Source organism: Desulfosarcina sp. (assembly GCF_055467485.1).
On the sequence record NZ_JBUOIV010000028.1, the window covers coordinates 42,568 to 64,895 of the forward strand.

General features: G+C 59.0%; 22 protein-coding genes and 2 tRNA genes. 16 read left to right on the forward strand and 8 right to left on the reverse strand.

From position 1 onward, the window contains the following. Positions 1 to 48: 48 nt before the first annotated feature. Positions 49 to 888: a c-type cytochrome biogenesis protein CcsB gene (gene ccsB / locus ACZCED_RS14275; protein ID WP_462971118.1), complete on the forward strand. Its 840-nt coding sequence runs from the start codon at positions 49 to 51 to the stop codon at positions 886 to 888. A 125-nt stretch (positions 889 to 1,013) separates the two neighbouring features. Beyond that, the gene (gene ahbA / locus ACZCED_RS14280; protein ID WP_462971117.1) at positions 1,014 to 1,472 is read left to right on the forward strand and encodes a siroheme decarboxylase subunit alpha; all 459 of its coding nucleotides are present in this window, start codon (positions 1,014 to 1,016) and stop codon (positions 1,470 to 1,472) included. A gap of 215 nt (positions 1,473 to 1,687) precedes the next feature. Here ahbA and ACZCED_RS14285 read toward each other — a convergent pair whose 3' ends face one another. After that, positions 1,688 to 2,098, reverse strand: coding sequence for a response regulator (locus tag ACZCED_RS14285; protein WP_462971116.1), 411 nt, complete (start codon positions 2,096 to 2,098; stop codon positions 1,688 to 1,690). A 365-nt stretch (positions 2,099 to 2,463) separates the two neighbouring features. Here ACZCED_RS14285 and ACZCED_RS14290 point away from each other — a divergent pair, with 365 nt between their 5' ends. Further along, the gene (locus ACZCED_RS14290) at positions 2,464 to 3,369 is read left to right on the forward strand and encodes an NAD(P)/FAD-dependent oxidoreductase (RefSeq protein ID WP_462971115.1); all 906 of its coding nucleotides are present in this window, start codon (positions 2,464 to 2,466) and stop codon (positions 3,367 to 3,369) included. A 24-nt stretch (positions 3,370 to 3,393) separates the two neighbouring features. Here ACZCED_RS14290 and sfsA read toward each other — a convergent pair whose 3' ends face one another. Continuing rightward, the gene (gene sfsA, locus ACZCED_RS14295) at positions 3,394 to 4,395 is read right to left on the reverse strand and encodes a DNA/RNA nuclease SfsA (RefSeq protein ID WP_464861067.1); all 1,002 of its coding nucleotides are present in this window, start codon (positions 4,393 to 4,395) and stop codon (positions 3,394 to 3,396) included. 95 nt (positions 4,396 to 4,490) lie between these two features. On the opposite strand from sfsA, the gene ACZCED_RS14300 reads away from it, so the two are divergent. Continuing rightward, positions 4,491 to 6,185, forward strand: a complete 1,695-nt coding sequence (locus ACZCED_RS14300) for an acyl-CoA dehydrogenase (protein WP_464861068.1) — start codon at positions 4,491 to 4,493, stop codon at positions 6,183 to 6,185. Here ACZCED_RS14300 and ACZCED_RS14305 read toward each other — a convergent pair. Further along, the gene (locus ACZCED_RS14305; RefSeq protein WP_462971112.1) at positions 6,157 to 6,585 is read right to left on the reverse strand and encodes a YkgJ family cysteine cluster protein; all 429 of its coding nucleotides are present in this window, start codon (positions 6,583 to 6,585) and stop codon (positions 6,157 to 6,159) included. The two genes, ACZCED_RS14300 and ACZCED_RS14305, sit on opposite strands and share 29 nt — an antisense overlap. Before the next feature lie 192 nt (positions 6,586 to 6,777). Continuing rightward, positions 6,778 to 7,302: a Spy/CpxP family protein refolding chaperone gene (locus ACZCED_RS14310; protein WP_462971111.1), complete on the reverse strand. Its 525-nt coding sequence runs from the start codon at positions 7,300 to 7,302 to the stop codon at positions 6,778 to 6,780. 358 nt (positions 7,303 to 7,660) lie between these two features. Between ACZCED_RS14310 and ACZCED_RS14315 the strand changes: the two genes are divergently transcribed. The 7 genes from ACZCED_RS14315 to nadA all read left to right on the forward strand — a co-directional run bounded on the left by ACZCED_RS14315 (position 7,661) and on the right by nadA (position 16,373). After that, entirely contained in the window at positions 7,661 to 9,403 is a 1,743-nt protein-coding gene (locus ACZCED_RS14315) for a two-component system sensor histidine kinase NtrB (protein ID WP_464861069.1), read from the forward strand. Next, a complete protein-coding gene (locus ACZCED_RS14320) occupies positions 9,403 to 10,770 on the forward strand; it encodes a sigma-54-dependent transcriptional regulator (RefSeq protein ID WP_462971109.1) in 1,368 nt (455 codons plus the stop codon). Before ACZCED_RS14315 ends, ACZCED_RS14320 begins: the two co-directional genes overlap by 1 nt. Before the next feature lie 268 nt (positions 10,771 to 11,038). Further along, on the forward strand, positions 11,039 to 13,126 hold the full coding sequence (locus tag ACZCED_RS14325) for a PAS domain-containing hybrid sensor histidine kinase/response regulator (RefSeq protein ID WP_464861070.1): 2,088 nt from the start codon (positions 11,039 to 11,041) through the stop codon (positions 13,124 to 13,126). Next, the gene (locus ACZCED_RS14330) at positions 13,123 to 13,455 is read left to right on the forward strand and encodes an Hpt domain-containing protein (RefSeq protein ID WP_462971107.1); all 333 of its coding nucleotides are present in this window, start codon (positions 13,123 to 13,125) and stop codon (positions 13,453 to 13,455) included. The genes ACZCED_RS14325 and ACZCED_RS14330 overlap by 4 nt, the downstream gene beginning before the upstream one ends. 286 nt (positions 13,456 to 13,741) lie before the next feature. Then, positions 13,742 to 14,659 (forward strand): hypothetical protein, encoded by a 918-nt coding sequence (locus ACZCED_RS14335; RefSeq protein WP_464861071.1) that lies wholly within the window; start codon positions 13,742 to 13,744, stop codon positions 14,657 to 14,659. A gap of 114 nt (positions 14,660 to 14,773) precedes the next feature. Beyond that, a complete protein-coding gene (locus tag ACZCED_RS14340; RefSeq protein WP_462972126.1) occupies positions 14,774 to 15,466 on the forward strand; it encodes an outer membrane lipoprotein periplasmic chaperone LolA in 693 nt (230 codons plus the stop codon). Positions 15,467 to 15,476: 10 nt separating this feature from the next. Further along, on the forward strand, positions 15,477 to 16,373 hold the full coding sequence (nadA, locus tag ACZCED_RS14345; protein WP_464861072.1) for a quinolinate synthase NadA: 897 nt from the start codon (positions 15,477 to 15,479) through the stop codon (positions 16,371 to 16,373). Between the two features lie 163 nt (positions 16,374 to 16,536). Here nadA and ACZCED_RS14350 read toward each other — a convergent pair whose 3' ends face one another. The 3 genes from ACZCED_RS14350 to radA all read right to left on the reverse strand — a co-directional run bounded on the left by ACZCED_RS14350 (position 16,537) and on the right by radA (position 19,392). Next, complete coding sequence (locus ACZCED_RS14350) at positions 16,537 to 17,280, reverse strand: YebC/PmpR family DNA-binding transcriptional regulator (RefSeq protein WP_462972124.1); 744 nt, start codon at positions 17,278 to 17,280, stop codon at positions 16,537 to 16,539. A 13-nt stretch (positions 17,281 to 17,293) separates the two neighbouring features. Then, the gene (locus ACZCED_RS14355; protein WP_464861073.1) at positions 17,294 to 17,896 is read right to left on the reverse strand and encodes an RlmE family RNA methyltransferase; all 603 of its coding nucleotides are present in this window, start codon (positions 17,894 to 17,896) and stop codon (positions 17,294 to 17,296) included. A gap of 131 nt (positions 17,897 to 18,027) precedes the next feature. Next, the gene (radA, locus tag ACZCED_RS14360; RefSeq protein WP_464861074.1) at positions 18,028 to 19,392 is read right to left on the reverse strand and encodes a DNA repair protein RadA; all 1,365 of its coding nucleotides are present in this window, start codon (positions 19,390 to 19,392) and stop codon (positions 18,028 to 18,030) included. 98 nt (positions 19,393 to 19,490) lie between these two features. On the opposite strand from radA, the gene ACZCED_RS14365 reads away from it, so the two are divergent. The 5 genes from ACZCED_RS14365 to ACZCED_RS14385 all read left to right on the forward strand — a co-directional run bounded on the left by ACZCED_RS14365 (position 19,491) and on the right by ACZCED_RS14385 (position 21,800). Continuing rightward, on the forward strand, positions 19,491 to 20,282 hold the full coding sequence (locus ACZCED_RS14365; RefSeq protein WP_464861075.1) for a histidinol-phosphatase HisJ family protein: 792 nt from the start codon (positions 19,491 to 19,493) through the stop codon (positions 20,280 to 20,282). Positions 20,283 to 20,423: 141 nt separating this feature from the next. Next, positions 20,424 to 21,266: a lytic murein transglycosylase gene (locus ACZCED_RS14370; protein WP_464861076.1), complete on the forward strand. Its 843-nt coding sequence runs from the start codon at positions 20,424 to 20,426 to the stop codon at positions 21,264 to 21,266. A gap of 6 nt (positions 21,267 to 21,272) precedes the next feature. Further along, positions 21,273 to 21,491, forward strand: coding sequence for a PLD nuclease N-terminal domain-containing protein (locus tag ACZCED_RS14375; RefSeq protein ID WP_462972119.1), 219 nt, complete (start codon positions 21,273 to 21,275; stop codon positions 21,489 to 21,491). A gap of 100 nt (positions 21,492 to 21,591) precedes the next feature. Continuing rightward, positions 21,592 to 21,667, forward strand: a tRNA-Glu gene (locus ACZCED_RS14380). Between the two features lie 68 nt (positions 21,668 to 21,735). Next, positions 21,736 to 21,800, forward strand: a tRNA-Val gene (locus ACZCED_RS14385). Between the two features lie 123 nt (positions 21,801 to 21,923). On the opposite strand, the gene ACZCED_RS14390 is transcribed toward ACZCED_RS14385, so the two are convergent. Beyond that, positions 21,924 to 22,328: C39 family peptidase (locus tag ACZCED_RS14390; RefSeq protein ID WP_464861077.1), on the reverse strand; the 405-nt coding region annotated here is incomplete at its 5' end.

A 22,328-nucleotide genomic window follows, 5' to 3' on the forward strand; every position in this document is an offset into this window, starting at 1 on the left:
ATTGGCCGCCCATGGCCTTTTGATTGAAAAAGGAGTTCAAGATTGCCCATGAGCAGTTCATCGCTACTCTCCATTTCGACCTTTGTTTTCGCCCTGGCCGCGATTTTGTACATGGCGGCGCTGATTTTCAAGCAACCCCGGTTGACGCTGCCGGCGCGCTGGACCGTGGTGGCCGCGGTGGTGACGACCACGGCGGGAATCCTGCTTCGCTGGGTGGAGTCCTACCAGATGGGCATCGGGCATGCGCCGTTGTCCAACCTATACGAATCCCTGGTATTCTTTGCCTGGACCGCAGGGCTGATTTATCTTTTCGTGGAGTTTAAATACAAAAATGCGCTGATCGGTGCCTTTGTGACCCCTATCGCTTTTCTGGCCATGGCCTACGCGTCCATGTCGCCCAATATCAGCGACCGCATCCAGCCGCTGGTGCCAGCGCTGAAAAGCAACTGGCTCATTGCCCACGTGGCCACCTGCTTTTTCGGCTACGCCGCATTTGCCATCGCCTTCGGGATCAGCATCATGTACCTGATCAAGGCGAGGAATCCTGAAAAAATCGAAGGCATTATCGGGCATCTACCCAAATTGGACGTCCTGGATGAACTGACCCATCGGATGGTGCTGTTCGGCTTTCTCTTTCTCACCGGCGGGATTATCACCGGTGCCGTATGGGCCAATTCGGCCTGGGGCAGTTACTGGTCCTGGGACCCCAAGGAAACCTGGTCCCTGATCACCTGGTTTGTCTACGCGACCCTGCTGCACGCGCGCCTTATGCGCGGCTGGGAGGGCAGGCAGATCGCCTATTTGTCGATTCTGGGATTTGCGGCAGTGCTGTTCACCTATTTCGGCGTCAATCTGCTGCCGGGGCTGCACAGCTATGGAAAAGTATAGTGCGTTTCTACTTAGAGATGGCAACTGGCGGCCCAAGCCGGCGTTTCCGAAAACGCTGCGGCCTTGGCCTGAACCCCAATCTCCCAACTCTGAATAGAAACGATTGGTGAAGGGAAGGCGTTGGTATGGCCATAGAGATGGACGAGTTGGACAAAACGATTCTCAATCGCATTCAGACACGATTCCCACTGACCCCACGGCCCTTCGAATCGATAGCCCGGGAACTGGGCACGACGGAGGCCGATGTGTTGGCGAGGGTGTCCCGGCTCAAGGAAACGGGCATTATACGGCGGATCGGCGGGAATTTCGTGCCGGGCAAGGTGGGATTTGTGAGCACCTTGTGTACGGCCCAGGTGCCCGAAGAGAAGGTGGAGTTGTTCGCCCGGACAGTCAATACCTTTTCCGGGGTAACCCACAATTATCTCCGGGAAAATTCATTCAACGTATGGTTTACGTTCATCGCGCCTTCCATGGATGTGATCCGGGACAATCTGGCCCGGATCGCCGAAAAAACAGGTGTCAAGCGGATTCTCAACCTTCCTGCCACCCATGTCTTCAAGATCAAAGCGAAATTTGATCTTTAGCGGTTTTCACCATGCCGCCCTGAACCCGCTCAACCTGACTGATCCGTTGAAGGATCGAAACCATGGACCGCCGTCGGGTGCGCGGCAAGCAATCGTCGCGCAGGATTATTCCTGATATTGGTTTGCCTGCCTGCCACCTCCAGCGATGCCCGTTCCGGTGCGGTGCCGGTGGATGGAATGCGGCCGTCGGATCAACGGACAAGCGGGATCAACGATTATTTCTTGTCGAGGCCTTTTAGAATGCCTCGAATCTTGGAGGAGAGGTCGGCGATCTGGTAGGGCTTCTGGATGATTGAACTGGGCTGCATGTCGCCGAATTGGCCGGTCACCTGGTCGACGGCCAGGCCGCTGGCAATTATTATCGGCAAGTCGGGGCTCATCTCCCGCAACCGCTTGAACGTCGTCTGGCCGTCCATCCCGGGCATGGTCAGGTCCAGCACGACACAGCCGATGGATTTCCGATGCTGGTCGAATCGAGCCAGGGCCTCCTCACCGCTTTCCGCGGTAATGACCTCATTGCCCAGTCGCATTAAAATGGCCTTTCCGACTTCGAGCACCATCTTTTCGTCATCGACCAGAAGCACCTTGTGGCCGGTCATTGAATTGCCGCAGGCATCCGTATTCATGGTTGCGCCCTCATTCGAATTTCCAATCGCCGCATCGTCTGTGTCGACGGATGAAGAGACATTTGCTTGTCGAGTTGCATGGGAATCTTTTAAAAGGTTGAATTATACTTATTATAATAGAGTAAAAAGTAAAGGATATCAAACCTAATTTTCATCCTGCCGGCATCGGTGCGTTGGGGTTGTTCTTATCTTCGTGCCTATTTTTCGCTCCATTTAGGAGCGTATTTGAACCACCGCAATGAAAAAATGCAGCCGGCCCTTTTCAGTAGAACTGCGACAGCGAGGCCATTTTGCGTCGCTTGCGGCGGCGGGTTGGCGAGCGAACCATAAATCGATATTCATCCTTATGGTCAAAGGAGAAAAAGATGGGCGACAGTGAAGCATACGATGTGGTGATTGTGGGTGCCGGACCGGCCGGACTTCAGGCGGCCATCCATGCTTCCCGAAAAAAAGTGTCGGTGTTGGTGCTGGGCAAGGAAAACAAGAGCAGCCTGTTCAGGGCCCATGTGGAAAATATGTGCTGCCTGTTCAACGCCACCGGCCAGACCATGCTGGAGACCGGGCGACGGCAGGCGGAAAATTTCGGCAGCCGGTTTCTCGATGCGGATATTCTTAGAATTACACCGGCGGGAGACCGGTTTGCACTCGATACCGAAAGCGGGACCCAACTGACATGCAAGGCCCTGGTCCTGGCCACCGGAACCGCCCGGAATAAGCTGCGGGTCAAGGGGGAGAAGGAACTGGTCGGCAAGGGGGTCAGCTATTGCGTGGATTGTGATGGGAATTTTTACCGGGGCGAGGAGGTGGCCGTAGTGGGTGGTGAGAGCGCTGCCGCCGATGGCGCGTTGACCCTGGCTGAGATTGCCGGCACCGTTCACCTGATTTGCGATGACCTGAAAGTTTCCGATGCCCTGCTCGACAAACTGGAAAACAGCCGCGTGGTGGTCCACCGGGGTGCCAGGATCCGTGAGATCGCCGGTGAGGAGCAGGTCAACGCCCTGGTCCTCGATGACGGCACCACCTTGTCCGCCACCGGTGTTTTTATCGAACTGGGAGCCAAGGGGCTCATGGAACTGGCCACCTCCTTAGGCGTGGCGCTGGATGACGACATGCGCTTCATCCGGACCGACAAGGGGCAGCGCACCAGCGTACCGGGCATCTTTGCCGCCGGTGATATCTGTGGGCCGCCCTGGCAGGTGGCCAAGGCCGTGGGCGAGGGTTGCGTGGCCGGCCTCAATGCCGCCGATTATGCCAAGAAGCTCAAGGGCTGAGGTGAAGCTCAGACGTTCTAAGGCTTATTCTTTATGCAATTCCAGCGCATAGGGTACCCGGTGATTCAGCCGGATGGTGCTGAGATCGATGGAGACGTCATACACGATGATCTCGACGCCATGCCGGGCTGCCTGGCGCAGCTTTCTGCCGTATTCGGGATCGATGTGGTCGGCAGGGGCAAACCGATGGGCATCCATGCGCTGGATCAGAAAAAACATGGCACACCGGCAACCCGAGGCCACCAGTTGCTGCAGTTCCATCAAATGCTTCTGGCCCCGCAGGGTCACGGCATCGGGAAAAGTGGCCACCCCGTCGGTCACCAGGGTGCAGTTCTTGACCTCCACGTAACAGGGGCGGCGGTCCGGTGAGTCCAGCCGGATGTCTATCCGCGAGTGGCTACCCGCCCTGACTTCCCGCCGGACTGTTGCATACCCGCTCAGTTCCGCCACATCGCCCGATGCAATGGCATGGGCGGTCAGGCGATTGGGTACTTGGGTGTTGACGCCCACCAGCGAGCCGGGCATGTGGATCAATTCCCAGGTGTACCTTAGCTTGCGTTTGGGGTTGTCGTGAAAGGAGAGGTAGACCGGGCGGCCGGGCTGGCAGCAGGCTTTCATGCTCCCCGAGTTGGGACAGTGGGCGGTAACGGTTTCACCGTTTTCCAGCCGGACATCCGCCAGAAAACGTTTGTAGCGGCGGATCAGGGTACCGGGAATCAATTCCGGCCAGGGGATGATTCCCTTCTTGGCGGGGTTCCTGGTCTGCGCCATGGATCGCCTTTCGGTTGCTTTGGTTTGCCGGACCACTGAATCGCTTCCATCCAGAAACGGGTTCTCCTTTTCGCAGCCCGGGTCGGCGAAAACGTATTCCAGAAGGATGTGGCTGATATCCGGAGGATTAACCCGTTCGCCCCATGCGGATTCCGGGAAAAAGGTCCGTTGATGGGCAGGCACTACATAGCAGAAGGCCAGCCGATTGACCATCACCCATTGACAGAACCCGTTTATGTGGGTTAGGGGGTTCATGTTAACGTTGCCAACATAGCCGGTTTTCCATGGCCGGGATAACATCCGCACAGAAGGGCAGGTGCGGTAATGACGAGATGTGAGGAGGGCTATCCATGCTGTTCAATCCAAAAAAAGCACGGTTCGACCACTTGGACCCGCGATCCAGGGAAATCATGCAGAAAACCATCGATTTCTTTGAGACCAAGGGAAAGAAAAAACTCAAGCAGGACGATCACGAGCGGGTCTGGTACGACGATTTTCTCGGGTTCATCAAAAAGGAGCGTATCTTCTCCAGCCTGCTGACACCGGCCCCTTACGGCGGGGAGGATTGCCGGTGGGACACCTTTCGCAATATGGATTTCAACGAGATCCTCGGTTTTTACAGCCTGGCCTACTGGTACACCTGGCAGGTCAGCATTCTGGGGCTGGGGCCCATCTGGATGGGTAACAACGAAGCCGTCAAGCAAAAGACGGCCCGGCTGCTGGAAGAGGGCGGGATTTTCGCCTTCGGGCTCTCGGAAAAAGAGCATGGGGCGGACCTGTATGCCAGCGACATGGCCCTGACGCCCTTAGGGGACGGCCAGTACCGGGCCGATGGTAGCAAATACTACATCGGCAACGGCAACGAAGCGGCACTGGTCTCCACGTTCGCCAAGAATTCGGAAACCGACGAATATGTCTTCTTCGCCGTGGATTCCAAACATGAGAATTACGAATGCGTCCAGAATGTGGTCAACTCACAGATGTACGTCTCCGAGTATGCCCTGCACGGCTACCCCCTGACCGACGACGACATCCTCACCACGGGCAGCGAGGCCTGGGACTCCTCCCTGAACACGATCAACGTGGGCAAGTATAACCTGGGCTGGGCCTCCATCGGCATCTGCACCCACGCCTTCTACGAGGCCATCGACCACGCGGCCGGGCGCGTCCTGTTCAAGCACCATGTGACCGATTTCCCCCATATTCGCCAGCTCTTCGTGGACGCCTACACCCGGCTGTGCGCCATGCGCATGTTTGCCGCGCGGGCGTCGGATTACCTGCGCAGCGCCTCGGCCGACGACCGGCGGTATCTGCTTTACAACCCCATGGTGAAGATGAAGGTGACCACCCAGGGGGAAGAGGTGATCAACCTGCTGTGGGATGTAATTGCGGCCAAGGGTTTTGAGAAGGACACCTACTTTGAGATGGCGGCCCGGGACATCCGCGCCCTGCCCAAGTTGGAGGGCACCGTCCATGTGAACATGGCCCTGATCGTGAAGTTCCTGGCCAATTACTTTTTCAACCCGGGACAGTTCCCGGCGATCGGAAAAATCGATGCCGCCGTCAACGACGATTTCCTGTTCAACCAGGGACCCACCCGGGGCCTGGGCAAAATCCAGTTCCACGACTACCGGCTTGCCTACGACAGCCTGGACCTCCCCAACATCGGGATATTCAAGGATCAGATCGGCCTGCTGGTAGAGCTGCTGGCCACCGCCGCCCCGGACAAGGAGCAGATCAAGGACATCGATTTCCTGCTCAACCTGGGAGAGCTGTTCACCCTGGTGGCCTACGGTCAGCTGCTCATCGAAAAGGCCGGGATCGACGCGGTGGAAGACGACCTGATGGACCAGATTTTCGACTACATGATCAGAGATTTCTCCAAGTTCGCCCTTCAGCTTTACAGCAAGACCGGCAGCACGGCCAGGCAGATGGAGATTTGCCTGCGCATGATCAAAAAGCCGACGGTCAACCCGCAGCGCTTCAACCGGATCTGGGAGAATCATGTTTACGCGCTCAAAGGGACCTATCGCATGAACGACTAAGAATATCGAGGATTTCGTTTTTGGTGTAGAGACGGCCCGTGCCGATGCCCGGGCACTGGTTGCGGATATCATGCCAGCGGGCTTCGGCGCGCAGGTTGGCGAACCAGAAGGGAAAGGTTCTGCACTGGTTGGGCCGGACGGGATAGATCCGGCAGCCGTCTTCAAAGAACCGGCAGCGGCCGTCATCGGCTTCCCGGATAAGCTGTTCGTTATTCCAAGAGCAGAGAAAAGCGTCGTCAAATGCCGATGCCGACATACCTAAAAAAGCGGTGATGTCGGCGATTTCCTGTTCGTTGACCCGCACGACGCCGGGATCGCCGGTACAGCAGGCGCCGCAGCGCCGGCAGGCAAATCGAATCCCCGCATCGAAGAAATACGAACGCTGATCCAGACGGTTCATGCGTCGGGCCATCCTTCATTTAAGGTTTCCTTTGGCATATCAGATTCACACCGTGGGAGACAGGATAATCACCGGTGATAAAGGGATCAGTGGTTCGTCGGCTATCCAATGAGCGTCGGTGGGACCTGTTGTCGGGGTAAAAAAAGCGCCGGGCGGATGACACCCGGCGCATGCTTGGTTTAAGACGGATTGCTACTGGTTCGGGCAGTTTCCCGGCCCGTATCCCATTCCCTGACCCATTCCATGGCCCATGCCATGGCGGCCCATACCCCGGCCGTCCATCATCCATCCGCTTCCGGCATCCGGATCGATCTTGCGCATGGCCATGATGTGGTTCAGGTGTTTCTGGTCCAGACTCGCCTGCAGGTCGGAAACCTCCTTCTGCAGGGCCGAGGCCTTGTTCATGTCCGGCTGGCGTTTGGCCATCTCTGCTTTCAGTTCCAGCCGCTTGGCATAAAGATCCTGCCGTTCGATCTTGGTGGCGTCGAAAAAAGCCTGGCGCTCGGTCTCCATCTGCTCACGCTGCTCCGGCGTGAGGTCCGCATTCATCTGCCCATAGGCGCAACCGCCCCGGCGGTTGTGTTTGCCCCAGCCGCCGTGCCCCCGGTCATCGTCCGGGTTTCCCATTCCCTTGCCCGCAAATGCGGTTGCCCCGACGGCGATGACAGAGACGGCTGCCAGGCTGACCAATGCGGTTCGCAGTTTGTTGGTTTTCATGATGAACTCCTTTCACGTTTAATTAAATGTTGGGTTTGCCGAACGGATGCCTGTTTTCCATTTTCGACAACCCATTTGAGCAAGGCTGATGCCAAATCCATTTGATTTTTAGTCTGGAAAATCGTAACCTTCTAAAACTAATAACTAAAAATATATTTTCAATTCTTGGCTGGATCGGCTGCCGGGATCAGCCATTGGCCAAGGGTGGGTCGAAACGATCCAGGTCGTATCGATGATACGGGTAAAAAGGTTCCAGTGTCCTTCGGCACGTTCCAACCCTGTCGGTTGATCAGTGGGGCCGGCCGGGTCTTTAAAAAAATCAGAGAACCTGGCAGCTTTTTTGTATAAAATGGTCGGGATGATGACGGACAGACACCAATTCAGGGTATTCCTCTCGGGTTTTTCGCCGTGGGTCATCCTCGGCGCAGTTCTGGTGATGCTGCCCATTGTGGCCTTGATGACCCTGGAAACCATCAATCGCCAAAAAAAGCAGAGCATTCGCCTGATGATGGAAAAGGGCGCTGCCCTGATCCGGTCCTTTGAAGCCGGTACGCGCATGGGCATGCGCGGGGGCCACGGCAGCGGGTTCCAACTGCAGCGGCTGCTGGTCGAAACCGCTGCCCAACCGGACATCGCCCACCTGCTGGTCGTCGGCCTCGACGGTACGGTGATCGCCCACAGCCGGATGGATCAAGTCGGCGGCCATTATGGCACCGGCCTGGATCTCGAATCGATCCAATCGTCCGCCGTACTTGCCTGGCGACGGACAGTTTCCATGGACGGTGAGGCGGTCTTCGAGATCTTTGGCAAGTTTTCCCCGCTGGCCAAACGACCGAATTGGCCCATGCGCGGCCAGATGATGCACATGATGGACAGGCCGCCCCCCGACAGGCAGGCCCCACCCATGGTGATTTTCGTGGGTTTTCGGACCGATGCCATCGATGCCGCCCATGCCGCCGACCTGCGGCATACCGTGATGATGGCCCTCGTCCTGCTGCTGGTGGGCTGTGCCGGCGTGATGCTGCTTTTTCTGGCCCAGAACTACCGGTCCACCCGCACCTCCCTGGCTCGAGAAAAGGTTTTTTCGGACAACCTCGTGTCGCGCATGCCCATCGGTCTGGTGGCCGTGGACCAGGCCGGCCGGGTGACTGCGGTGAATTCCGTTGCCGAAGGCACACTGGGCATCCGTGCCGCGGATGTGATCGGCCTGGCTGTCAATGATGTCCTCCCTGCGATACTGATAGATACCCTGTCCGGCATGGACAGTCCGGTGGAAAAGGAGCTGCTGTGCGCCATGGCCGACGGGCGCCGCATCCCCATGGACCTGAGCGCCGCCAACCTGACCGATGAAAACGGCGAACGCTTCGGTCAGGTGATCCTGTTCAAGGACCTCACCGAAATCCGCGCCCTGCGCCAGGAGCTGGAAAAGAACCGGCGTCTGGCATCGGTCGGGCGCCTGGCCGCCGGTGTGGCCCACGAGATTCGCAACCCCTTGAGCTCGATCAAGGGCTTTGCCACCTATTTCAAGGAGAAATACAAGGAGAGCGACAAGGATCAGGAGATCGCCGGCATCATGATTCAGGAGGTCAACCGGCTCAACCGGGTGGTGGGCCAACTGCTGGAATTTTCCCGACCGATCCGGCTTCATTTCCAACAGGTGGCGCTGAAGCCGTTCGTCGAGGACGCCTTCAGGCTGGTGGCGCGTCAGAGCGACCAAGCCCATGTCGCCATGGTCCTCGACATGGCCGATGAGCGCCTCAGCGTCGTGATGGATGCCGATAAAATGAGCCAGGTGATGCTCAATCTACTGCTCAACGCCATGGAAGCCATGCCGGACGGGGGGCGTCTGACGGTCCGGGTGTCCGCCAACGGGGACGGCGGCATCGCTATCCAGGTCATGGATACCGGAACGGGGGTCGACCCCAAAGATCACCCCCACATTTTCGAACCTTATTTTTCAACCAAGAAGACCGGGACCGGGTTGGGGCTCGCCATTGTCCATAATATCGTCAGGGCCCACCGGGGTGACATCCTGGTGGACAGCCGGGCCGGTGAGGGCACCGTGGTCGAGATCACCCTGCCCGCTGACAAGGAGGAATAATGCCGGATGCTTACCGGGTATTGGTCGTGGATGACGACACCGCCCACCGTACCATGCTGCGCACCCTGGTGGGCGACTGGGGCTATGCCGTCGTGGATGCGGATGACGGTGAAGCAGCCGTTGCCGCCGTCCGTGCCCGGCCGGTCGACCTGGTGCTGATGGATATCCGCATGGTCCGCGTTTCCGGCATTGAGGCGCTGGAACAGATCAGAGCCATCAATCCGGCCATTCCCATCATCCTGATGACCGCTTACGCATCCGTGGAGATGGCTGTGGATGCGCTCAAAAAGGGTGCCTACGACTACCTGATCAAACCGTTGGATTTCGACAAACTCCGGCTGACCCTGGAACGCGCCTTGGAGCACATCCGTCTCACCGCAGAGAACCGCCAGCTCAAAAGGCAGCTGGAAAACGGGTTTCAGCGTCCGGACATCATCGGCAGCAGTCCGGCCATGGTTCGCCTGATGGAGACCGTGGCCCAGGTGGCCGTCTCCGAGGCCACGGTGATGGTGACCGGCGAGTCGGGCACAGGCAAGGAACTCGTGGCTGCGGCCATCCACCACAACAGCCCGAGGAAGGCCGGTCCCTTCGTCAAGGTCAACTGCGCCGCCATTACCGAAACCCTGCTCGAGTCAGAGCTTTTCGGGCATGAAAAGGGGGCGTTCACCGGTGCGGACCGCCGCAAGGAGGGTCGGTTCGTCCTGGCCGACGGGGGCAGCCTGTTTCTGGACGAAGTGGGCGAGATGCCGGTTTCCATGCAGGTGAAGCTGCTGCGCGTGATCCAGGAGCGTGAACTGACCCGGGTGGGCGGGGAGCAGACCATCCCCGTGGATGTCCGGCTCATCGTGGCCACCAACCAGGATCTGGCACAGATGGTCGGTGCCGGCACCTTCCGCGAGGACCTTTACTACCGGCTCAACGTGGTGGAACTCAAATCCCCGCCACTGCGCGAGCGACGTGAAGACATCCCCCTGCTGGCTGCCCATTTTTTGGCACGCTTTGCCGAAAAAAACCGACGGTCCGTGGAGCGGTTCTCTCCGCGGGCCATGGACCTGCTGATCCGCCACGCCTGGCCGGGAAATGTGCGTGAACTGATGAACACCATCGAGCGGGCCGTCGTGCTGGCCCGGTCGACCTGCCTGGATGAGAGCGATTTTGCCGCGTTGGCTGAACGGTTGCACGAAACTGATACCGACCCGCCCGGCAGCGCTTTTCCCACCGACATCCCCTTAGAGCAGATCGAACGGGAAGCCATCGTCAATACCCTGGCGTCAGCCGACGGCAACAAGAGCGAGGCAGCCAGACGGCTGGGCATCACCCGCAAGACATTGCGCGAAAAATTGAAAAAATACGACCTGCCCCTTTAAGGGCCATACCGGTTTAAAATGACCGATGGCCAAGAACCCTGCCGCCCGCGCCGGTGTTTTTCGGCGCAATACTTCATTTTTCAGGATCCTCTACCGTGACCCGGAAATGCTAAAGTCCCCCCGCTGGCGGCCGATATAGGTTTCACCGGTTGCAACGGGATGCCATTTGATTTCAACCCCATTGTTAAAAAGGGACTGACCGTTGTCCGACCGGTGGACCGATTTTCCGATAGGCAGAACCAATACCCATGGCAAGCAACGCCCAAAGATGGGAACCATCGCGATGTCCAGTGCGGCAACGATTCTTGAACTGGTCAAAAAAAACAAGATTCTCGAAGAAGAGAACAAGGGCTTCAGAAGCGCTCAGGCGGCGAATCGGGAAAGCGAAGAGCGCTTTCGGCTGATTTCGGAAACCATCCACTTCGGTGTCTTCGAGATCGACGACCAGGGCAGCTGCCAATACACCAATACCAGCTATCAGGAGATCTTCGGCCTCAGCCTGGTGGAAAGCCTGACCATGGACTGGCGCGAATTCCTGCATGCCGACGATCGCGAAACGGTTTCCCGACAATGGGAGCGTGCCATCCAGAAGATGGATACCTTCTCCATCGACTGCCGCATCATTCGCCCCGACGGGAAGCGCCGATGGGTGCATGTTCACTCGGAGCCGGTCTTTTCCGATGAAGGCGGCCGCTATACCGGAACCGTCGAGGACATCACCGAACGCAAACTGGCCGAGGAAGAGTTGAAAAAGGCCAAGGAAGCCGCCGAAAGCGCCAACATGGCCAAAAGCCAGTTCCTGGCCAATATGAGCCATGAGATCCGCACGCCCATGAACGGGGTCATCGGGTTTACCGATCTCTTGCTGGATACCGAACTCAGCGTCGTGCAGGCGGACTATACCCAGACCATCAAGCGCAGCGGCGTCGCCCTGCTCTCTTTGATCAACGACATCCTCGACTTTTCCAAAATCGAGTCCGGCGAGCTTGATTTCGAAACGATCGCCTTTGATCCGGAACTGCTGGCCTACGACGTCTGCGACCTGGTCAGGCCGAAAATCGGCAACAGCCCGGTGGAACTGCTCTGCCGGATCGATGACGACATGCCGGCCATGGTCAAGGGGGATCCGTTGCGATTCCGGCAGGTGATTACGAACCTGCTGGGCAACGCTCCCAAATTCACCGAATCCGGTGAAATCGAATTGTCCATCCGGCTGGCGGAGGAGACGCCGGAGGCAGTCAAGCTGCACGTCGCCATCCGCGATACGGGCATCGGCATTCCCGCGGACAAGCTGGCGGTCATTTTCGAACCCTTCCAGCAGGCCGACGGGTCCACCACCCGGAAATACGGCGGCACCGGCCTGGGGCTGTCCATCTGCAAACAGATTTCCAATTTGATGGGCGGGGACGTGTGGGTGGAAAGCCGCCTGGGAGAAGGCAGCACGTTCCATTTCACCGCCTGGCTGGGCAAATGCGAAGAGAAGCTGGACCCGCGGCCGGCGCCGGTCTCGCTCAACGGGTTGAGCGTGCTGGTGGTGGATGATAACGTCGCCAATGCACAGATTCTCAGCCAGCTCTTACAAGCGGCCGGCATGACGGCCGTTGTGGTTCACCGGGGAGGTGACGTGATTCCGGTGCTGAAGGCAGCATTGGAAAAAGGCGCCCCCTTCGACCTGTGCGTCTCGGACATCCGCATGCCGGATACGGATGGATACGCCGTGGCCGCCGGGGTCCGGTCGTTGGATTCCCCCTTGTCGCAAATCCCCTTGGTAGCGCTTTCCAGCACGCTGGAGCGGGACGCCCAGCGCTGTGAAAAAGCCGGCTACAACGGCTTTTTAAGCAAGCCCGTGCGCCGGGAAAAACTGCTGCAGATGATCGGGCGGGTGCTGCGGGACCGTGACGGGGAAACCGGCGACGCGGGTGGCCATATAGAGAAAATTCACACCCAGTATTCGGTCAGGGAGGATCTCAAGCATTCGGTGCGGATCCTTCTCGCAGAGGACAACCTGGTCAACCAGAAACTGGCCACGCTCATGCTTGGCAAAGCCGGCTACCAGGTGGAAGTGGCCGACAATGGCAGGCAGGCCGTGGAAAAGTACACGACCACGCCGGACGCCTTCGACCTGATCTTCATGGATGTACAGATGCCGGAGATGGATGGCAAGGAGGCCACCCGGACGATCCGGCAACTAGGCTTTGAAGGCGTGCCCATTATCGCCATGACGGCCCACGCCATGAAGGGCGATCGCGAGATGTGTTTAGAAGCCGGCATGAACGATTACCTTACCAAACCCATCAAGCGGGAAGCGGTGTTTGCAATCATCGAAAAGAACGTTTTTAACAAGGAGGCTGCATGAATTTTAAGGAATTGGGAGAAAAAATCGGTTTGGAAGAAGATGAATACCGCGAACTGGTCGAACTGTTCATGGAAACCGGCACGGCGGATTATGACCGCCTGAAGGCTGCCTTCGAAGCTGGCGATGCCCAGCAGGTGGCCCGCAGTGCGCACACCATTCAAGGCGCTGCCGGCAACATGGGAATCATGAACGTCCACGAAGCGGCCAAGCGAATCGAGCTGGCGGCCGTTGACAACCGGCTGGATTCCATCAGCGCCGAATTAGACAGCCTCAAAGGGCTGTTCGACGAGGTCGCCCGGTTCGTTCAAGAAACCTCCCTATCCGCATAATTCCGCTGCCATCGGGCCTGCTGACGCGATTCCCATGCCCCGGCGTGGGCGTCCGGCGAAAGCAGATACGACCGCCTGCACGGGGCCGGCTCCCGGCGCCAGCATCGCCGATTGCCGGCCACCGGACTTGACCGGGTGCCGATTCCGTCCACTCGGGCCTGACCCCTGCCTTTCCCGCGAGCCAGGCCTGTATTGATGCGCTGCCGCTGTGTGACCCGTAACCATGGTAACGGATGTCCTCCCGTCACGACTGTTTCTTTGCGCCCAAAACTGATATAGTCGGGATATGACCCAACCATTCAATCGCACGCAGCAAGATGGTATTGCCCGGATCATCCAGGCGCTGGAAAACGGGGGGTGCCTTACCCGCGACATTCTCGATTACATCGAGGCGACCCTTTTCTCTCCTGAACCCGACCGGCTGGCAGCGTACTTGTCCGGGGATGCGGACAGCCAGCGTGACAGCCTGCTGGACCTGATCTTTTATCCGGACCAGGCCGTCCAGACCGATCTGGAACCGCTGCTGGAAGCCGCCCGGTTTTCTGCGCAGGATGAAAAACAACTGCACGACCGGCTCATGACCCGGACGATCCATGCCCGGGTGGGCATGCCTGACGGCACGCAGCTGGTCCGCATCCGGGTGCCCGGTTTTATCAAGTCCCAGTACCTGGCGCGGCTGAATATTTCCTGGCAGGTGGATCCCCGGGTGGCAGCGGCCATCGAGCAGGGGCTGCCGGCGTCCAAAAGGTCCATCGTCAAGGTGCGGCTCAGAAATGCCGGCATCTGCACGGCAACCACCCGGCGGGATTTCCTGTGCCGGTTCTTCCAGCGAATGACCCACAGCGACCCCGATTACCTGGCCTGCCTGGACCTGGTGCTGCCACTCCTGCAGGGAGCCGGTGAGGCCGTCGCGGTTTACGACCTGCTGGTCGAACACAAACGCTCCCTTTTTCGCAGCCTGCAGCAGGCCAGGCGCTTCGAAACCTTGCTGGGCCGATCCAACATGGAAACCCTCATGCTTCAGGGCGTGCGTGCCCCCCATGATTCGCCGGATGTCGTGATGGACCACATGCGACGGGTCGACCTGATCTGCTTGAGGATCTTCGGAACCACCGAACCCATCGAGCTGCCCGTGGAGGCGCCGGTGCGGCGAGTGTCGGACTGGAATACGGCCGAGGCGGCCATGCAGTCGCTGCTCGAATAAGGCGCCGCGCGCCCATTTTATTTACAAACCGGATGAAATGGGATACTCAGGTCATCGCTTAACCGGCGCCGCCCGGCCGGTGCCATACCCGAGACTGCAAAGGAGAGGGGCATTATGGACAGTTTGAAAACCGATGGGTGCAGACCCGTTTTCATGATCGTGGCCGTCATGATGCTTACGGTCGCCGGACTTGTGGCGCAATCCCCGTCGGCGGCAGCGGCCGACCCGACGATCGACACGATCATCGCCGGGGTGGAAGCCCGCTACAATGTTCCCGGGTTTACGGCGGATTTCGACCAGGAGTCGATCCTCAAGGCCATGGCGGTGACCGACACGGCTTCAGGCCGGCTGATGGTCCGCCAGCCCGGTAAAATGCGCTGGGAATACCTGGTTCCGGATCCCCAGACCATCATCACCGACGGCAAGGATCTGTGGGTGTACCGGCCCCAGGAAAACCAGGTACTGGTCGGCAAGGCCCCGTCCTTTTTCGGAGAGGGCAAGGGTGCCGGTTTCCTTTCCAATATCAAAACGGTCCGCAAAAGTTTCCAATTGTCCCTGGAACCGGCCAGCGACCCCAACCACTATCACCTCAAGCTGCTGCCCAACAAATCTTCGGTGGAGTTGATGGCGGTCGAGCTGGATATCGTCAAGAAGACCTACGACCTGGTGCGGATCACCACCTTTAACGTATACGGGGACGAAACCCGCATCGAACTGAAAAATGTCAGGTTTGACGATCCGCCGCCAGAGAAGCTTTTCCGTTTCGACGTGCCGGAAGGCGCCGACGTGTTGCAGATGAACCCTTAAGGAAGCAATCATGCAAGCCAAAATCAGAAAGCTGCTCAAGGAAAAAAATGCCATCATGCTGGCCCACAACTACCAGCCCCCCGAGATCCAGGATCTGGCGGACATGTGCGGGGATTCGCTGGAACTGAGCATCCGGGCCGGCAACACCGACGCGGACGTGATCGTCTTCTGCGGGGTCCACTTCATGGCGGAGACGGCCTCCATCATCTCGCCGGACAAGACCGTGCTGCTGCCGCGCCACGATGCCGGCTGCCTGATGGCCGACATGATCGATGCCGAATCGCTGGCCGCCAAAAAAGCCGGCATGGCCCCCATGCCCGTGGTCACCTACGTCAACTCCACGGCCGAGGTCAAGGCCCTGTCGACCATCTGCTGCACCTCGGCCAACGTGGTCAAGGTGGTCAACAGCCTGCCGGAAAAGGAGATGCTGCTGGCCCCTGACCGCAACCTGGCCATGTACGCGGCGTCGAAAACCGACAAGACCATCCACGTGTGGGACGGGTACTGCCCCACCCACGAGTGGCTGACGGCCGCGGATGCAGCCAAGGCCAAGGCCGACCATCCCGAAGCCGTCTTCATGGCCCACCCGGAGTGCCGGCCGGATGTGCTGGCCCTGGCGGATGTGGTGGAAAGTACGTCGGGCATGCTGCGCTACGCCAGCCAGTCGGCGCACCAGGCCTTCATCGTCGGCACGGAAACCGGCCTGCTGCACCCCATGCAGAGGCAGAATCCGGGTAAAACCTTCTACCCGGCCTCGAAGAAAATGGTCTGCCGCAACATGAAACGAATCGGCCTGACGGACGTGGCGGCCTGCCTGGAAAACCTTTCCGGCCAGGTGAAGGTTCCCGAGAAGATCCGTATCCCGGCCCTGGCCGCGGTGACCCGGATGCTCGACCTGTCACGTTAAGAGGGGATCGCGTGTGAAGGACCGGTGTCCGCCGCCGGCTGCCCGGCGATAGCGACTCCCACCGGCGCCGAAAGGAACCGCCTCTCGACGGGAAATAAAAAAAGGCCGGCCACCGCATCGTCATCGGTGGCCGGCCTTTTCTTTCCAATCCTATGTATTTGCGTTACATGGCCTCCACCATGTCGTCGGGAATGTCGGCGTTGGTGTAGACCTTCTGGACGTCGTCGCAGTCGTCCATGGCATCCATCAGCTTGAGCATGCGTTCGGCCTCGCTTCCCTCCAGCGGGCTCATGTTCTGGGGCAGCATGGTCACTTCTTCATCGCTGAAGGGAATTCCTGCCCCCGCTAACGCTTCCTTGACGGCATCGAAGTCTTCGGGTGCGGTGATGACCTCGAAGCAGTCGTCCTCTTCGCGGACATCCTCGGCGCCGGCTTCCAGGGCGACTTCCATCAGCTTCTCTTCGCTGACCGCCGCCTTGTCCACATTGAAGTAGCCCTTCTTGTCGAACATCCAGGCCACGCAGCCGTTTTCGCCCATATTTCCGCCGTATTTGTTGAAGATGTGGCGGATTTCGGCCACGGCCCGGTTTTTGTTGTCGGTCAGCGACTCGACCAGGATGGCGGCTCCGCCGGGGCCGTAGCCTTCATAGGAGTTTTCCTCGTAGCTGACCCCTTCCAATTCGCCGGTGCCTTTCTTGATGGCCCGCTCGATGTTGTCCTTGGGCATGTTTTCAACCTTGGCCGCGGCCACGGCGGTGCGCAGCCTCGGGTTGGCGTCCACGTCGCCCCCGCCCGTCCGGGCGGCCACGGTGATTTCCTTGATCAACTTGGTGAAGATCTTCCCCCGCTTGGCGTCCTGGGCGCCTTTGCGGTGCTTGATGGAAGACCACTTGTTATGTCCTGACATGTAAACCTCCTGTTTATTTTTTACTTATTCCGATGACAAATACCTCACGGCTGGCTTTTCGTGTGCTCTGAGGCCTGAACGCCGCCTGACGGTCGAAACGGCTTTTCACGGCGTCCGCAAAGGCCTTGAAATCGCTCCCCTGGAAGATCTTGCAGACGAAGCTGCCGCCGGGAACCAGGGTTTTTTCGGCGATGTCCAGGGCCGCTTCGCACAGGCCCATGGACCGGGCTTCGTCGACGTGGCGGTTGCCGGTGGTGGCCGGCGCCATGTCGCTGAGCACTGCATCGAAGCGGGTCTGTCCCAAGCGGGCCAGGTGACCCTCGATATCGGCCACGTCACCCGTGATCACGGTGACGGGGTCCGGCAGCGCGATGGTGACCGGCGTCAGGTCGATGCCGACCAGCCGTCCGTCCGGGCCGGTCGTCCGGGCGGCGAACTGCAGCCACGACCCCGGCGCGCAACCCAGGTCCAGAACCCGCGCGCCCCGTTTGAGAATCCGGTATTTTTTCTGGATTTCCTGGAGTTTGTAAACCGAACGGGCCGCGAAGTTGTCCTTTTGGGCCTGGCGGGTGTAGTGATCCGCCCACGGGTTCTTTTTTCGATTGGTTCGCTTCATATCTTTTCGCCCATATCAAGTCAAGTCAAACCATGGGCGTGAGGAAAACTCAATACCCAATATAATGAGTGTGTTGTCATCCCGCCCGGCCCACTGGACGCCCCGCCGGGCGGTAGGGCGGCGAGGCGGTGTCAGAACAGCAGTTCGACGGCAGCGCTGACGGTGTCCACCCCCTCAAGGGTGACATCCTTGGGGCGCCGCAGCCGCTTCAGGCTGCCCGCCGGGGCGACGATGCGGGAAAAGCCCATCTTGCGCGCCTCGGAGATGCGGATGTCCACGTTGCCCACGGCCCTTACCTCGCCGGCCAGCCCGACCTCGCCGACCACCATGGTGTCCTTGCGGATCGGCCGATCCAGAAAACTGGAGGCGATGGCCGACACGATGCCCATGTCCACGGCCGGCTCCATGATTTTCACGCCGCCGGCCACGTTCATGAATATGTCGTGGCCCATCAGGTGCATGCCCAGCTGCTTTTCCATCACAGCCACCAGCAGGGCCACCCGGTTGTGGTCAAGGCCCAGGATCGTCCGCCGGGGAGTGCCGAAGCTGGTGCTCGACACCAGCGCCTGGAGTTCCACCAGGATAGGACGGGTGCCTTCCATGCTGGCCGCCACCACGGATCCGGGGGCGTTTTCCGGCCGCTCGGACAGGAACACGGCCGACGGGTTGGCCACCTCGCGCAGGCCGTTCTCCTTCATCTCGAAGACGCCGATCTCGTTGGTCGAGCCAAAGCGGTTCTTCACCGCCCGCAGGATGCGGAACACATGGTTGCGGTCCCCTTCGAAGTAGAGCACCGTGTCCACCATGTGCTCCAGCAGCCGCGGACCGGCAATGGTGCCCTCCTTGGTCACGTGGCCCACCAGGAAGGTGGGGATGCCCGTGCGCTTGGCCATGAGCATCAGCCGCATGGTGGATTCGCGCACCTGGCTCACGCTGCCCGGCGCCGAGGTGATCTCCGGGCTGAACACCGTCTGGATCGAATCCACCACGAGCACATCCGGCCGTTCGCTTGCCACCATGGCCATGATCGCGTCGATGTCGATCTCCGACACCACCAGCAGGCCGGGCGCCACGGTCTTCAGCCGGCGGCTGCGCAGGCGCAGCTGGCGCACCGACTCCTCGCCGGAAACATACAGCACCCGGTGGCCGCTGCTGGCGATGCCGTGCAGGACCTGGAGCATGATCGTGGATTTGCCGATGCCCGGGTCACCGCCGATCAGCACCAGGGTTCCGGCCACCAGCCCGCCGCCCAGCACCCGGTCGAATTCGTCGATGCCGGTGGCCATCCGCTGCTCATCGACAATTTGAACGGCGTCGATGGGAACCGGGCGGTTGCCTTTTTCGGCCATGATCTTGCTGCCGGCCGCGGCTGTCCGCCTGACCTCTTCGGCAAAGGTGTCCCAGGCGCCGCATTCGGTGCACCGGCCCATCCACTTGGCCGATTCGTACCCGCACGACTGGCAGACAAACAGGGTTTTTGCAGATTTTTTTGCCATGGTTATATTTACTATGTTTTACGTTTTAGAAGCGTGTTGAAAACCGTCATGCGCGCAGTTAAGATTAGGCTACTAAATTCGACAAGTCATTGTCAGCCATGATTGACTATCACGTCCACACCAGCCTTTGCAACCACGCCACCGGCACCATGGATCAGTATGTCCGGGCGGCCGTGGACAAGGGGCTTGCCACCATCTGCTTTCTGGACCACCTGACCTTCCAGGAGGCGGGGCATACCAACGCCATGCTGCCCAGGGAAGTGCCCATGTACGTGAATGCGGCCCGCCGCCTGGCGCGTGAGTACCGGGGACGGATCAGCGTCCGCGTGGGGCTGGAGGTCGACTTTTCCCCCGGCCATGTGGACCGGTGCATCGAAACCGTTAACACCTTCGATCTCGATGTGGTGGGCAGCAGCGTTCATTTTCTCGACGGTGAAGACGTGGTGTCGCGACGCTCGGCCTGGGCCAGCGGTCGAATCAGCGCCGACGAGATCTACCCGAAATACCTCGGTGTACTGGAATCAATGCTGGATTATGATTACTTTGATGTGATATGTCATCTGGATCTGCCTAAAAAGTACAACCAGCGCCCATCGCCGTCCGCGGTGCAGGGGTTTGTGGATGTCCTGGAAAAGATCCGGGAAAGAGACCTGGCCGTGGAGCTGAATACCAGCGGGTTCCACTATCCCGTGAACGAGGCCTTCCCTTCCCCGGAACTGCTTGGCCGCTGTGCGCAGCTTCAAATTCCCGTGGTCGTCGGTTCCGATGCCCATGAGCCCGAAGCCGTGGGCAGGGATTTCGACCGGGCCCGGGACCTGCTCGACGCCGCCGGTTACCGGCATCTGGCCGGATTCTCCCATCGGCGGCGGGAAGTCGTTCCGCTCCGGTAACGCCGGGTCCTGACCCTGCTTGTGCCTGCCGTCGAGGTAAAAAAAAGGGCGTGTACATGCGCCTGATCATATTTAAGGAGACCCATGCTCATGCTCGACGATAGTTTTAAATTGACAAAAGGACGGTTTGGGTGGTGCCGCATGGCTATCCTGATTCTGTTGCTGGCAGGGTTGGCCGGGCCGGCGGTGGCCGCCGATGGGCCGGGGCCTTTCGATGCGCTCGAAAAACGCCTGGTCGCCGACGGCTTCGACAGCGCCCGCATCAGGGCCATCTTCGCCAGCCCCGCCGTGTCCTTCGAAGAGGGGGGCGTCAGCGCTTATTTCATGCACAACGAGTCCAAGCTGAACTACACGCAGTTTACCCGCGCCTGGAATATCGACTCGGCCAGGAAATACATGGAGGAGCACCAGGAGGCGCTGGCTTTCGCGGAAAAGACATTTGCGGTCGACAAGGAGGTGATCACCGCCATCATCCTGGTGGAGACCAAGCTGGGCACCTATGTGGGCAACAAGTCGGTGATCAACACCCTGGCCACCTTGTCTGCCATGACCGACGAAAAGCCGCGTCAGGCGATCTGGGACAACCTGCCCGACGACGACAGGAGAATGTCGCGCCAAAAATTTGAAATAAAGGCGGATCAGAAAGCCACCTGGGCCTACCGGGAGCTCAAGGCCTTTCTGACCTACACGGAAAGGGAAGGCATGGACCCCACCACCATCAAGGGGTCCTACGCCGGCGCCATGGGGATCTCCCAGTTCATGCCCAGCAATATCGCCCCTTACGGCAAAGACGGCAACGCCGACGGACAGGTGGACCTGTTCGTGCACGCCGACGCCATCTCCAGCGTTGCCAGCTACCTGAAACACTATGGATGGAAGCCGGGGCTTTCGCGTGACCAGGCCTTCAAGGTGGTCTACCATTACAACCACAGCAAGTATTACGTGAACACCATCCTCGACATTGCGGATAAATTGAAAGGCTGATCCATCATGAGCACCGGCATGATCGTGGTTCTCACCGGCGTTGCGTTTTTCCTGCTCACCTGCGTCGCCCTGTTGGACATCGCCCGCAAGGATTTCGGGTCCATCCAGATGAAGGCCCTGTGGGCGTTCGTGGCGGCCCTGGTGCCTTTCGTCGGCGTGGTGCTCTATTTCCTGTTCGGCTTCAGGAAGGGCAAACGGCCTGCGGTCGATGGCCCGGCGGAATGAGATGAAAGCCCGCGGTTCAAGGCCTTCGCGTATCTGCCCTTGGCAAATACTGTTTGACAAAGGCTGCGCTTTTCTATAATGAAGCCACTGTTTTTCAAATGGTCCCATCGTCTAGTGGTTTAGGACGCCGGCCTCTCACGCCGGTAACGCGGGTTCGAATCCCGCTGGGATCACCATGCTTCGCTTGCAGCTTCGCATGGCAAGCCAAAAAGAGAGTCGCTTTTAAGTGACTCTCTTTTTATTTGGATACGGTCTAGGACGTCCCGCTTCACAAGCGGGATAACGCGGGTTCGAATCCCGCTGGGATCATCCTGCTTCGCATACAGCTTCGCAGGACAAGCCATAATGCTTCGCCTCCAGGTTCGCATGGCAGGTCATAGAAAGAGTCGCTTTTCGGCGACTCTTTTTATTTGGACAGGGTTTCGGATGTCCCTATCCCCGTTTCTTTTTTGGTTGAATGATGAGCAAATTGCCATCATAGCTTAAGATACCCAGCATGATGGCACAGATCAACCGGTAGATGTTGACGCCGTAGTATCGGCTTGATGCAATCGGGTTTTTTTTGAGCGGATCGGCGACTGCCACGCGTCGATCTTCTTTGGTATACCCGGTGAGGACAACGAAATGACCGGTCGATTCGCCGCGGATGTCATCAAACTTATAGCCACTGCCGGCATCATATTCCCGGGCATCGTCATAAAGATAGGTTGCACTCAAGCCCGTTAGAATCGGGATCGATTTTTTAAGATAGCGCCGAAGCAGGGAGGCCGTCATCACTTCGAATTTCAGTTGGCCGCCGAGTTCGAGATATTCGAGGTAAGCGTTGGTGACAAGTTC